Source organism: Enterobacter sp. T1-1 (assembly GCF_000710795.1).
Lineage (GTDB): Bacteria > Pseudomonadota > Gammaproteobacteria > Enterobacterales > Enterobacteriaceae > Enterobacter > Enterobacter cloacae.
The window spans coordinates 1-487 of the sequence record NZ_JALW01000090.1 but is presented as its reverse complement, the minus strand read 5'-3'; the positions used below and the strand labels follow the sequence as shown (position 1 = coordinate 487).

At 64.1% G+C, this 487-nt stretch carries 1 protein-coding gene; it reads left to right on the top strand.

What is annotated here, in order from left to right:
* On the top strand, positions 1-487 hold a 487-nt coding region (locus tag AK59_RS01000000123960; protein ID WP_032618752.1), incomplete at both ends, for an Ig-like domain-containing protein.

Below are 487 nucleotides of genomic sequence, written 5' to 3'. Positions count from 1 at the left end.
AGCGTCATTTCCGGCCTCAGCGACGGCAGCGTGACCGTGACTGCGTCAGTCACTGACGCGGCGGGCAATACCGGCACCGGCACCCATAGTGTGACCGTGGATACCGGTCTGCCATCGGTTAATTTCAACGCCATCAGCGATGACAACGTCCTGAACGCGGTGGAGAAAGGCCAGGATCTGAACGTCAGCGGCACCAGCGCCAACCTGGCAGAAGGCACCGTGGTGACCGTGACCCTGAACGGTAAAAACTACACGGCCACCACGGCGGCAGACGGTACCTGGAGCCTGACGGTTCCGGCCGCCGATCTGGCGGGTCTGGGTCAGGCGAACTACACCCTGAACGCGACCGCCACCAACGGCGTGGGCAACAGCGTGAGCAACAGTGCGAACCTGCTGGTCGACACTGCGCTGCCAACCGTCACCATCAACACCGTGGCGGGCGACAACGTGATTAACGCGGCGGGAGGGGGGGGGGGGGCACACACCA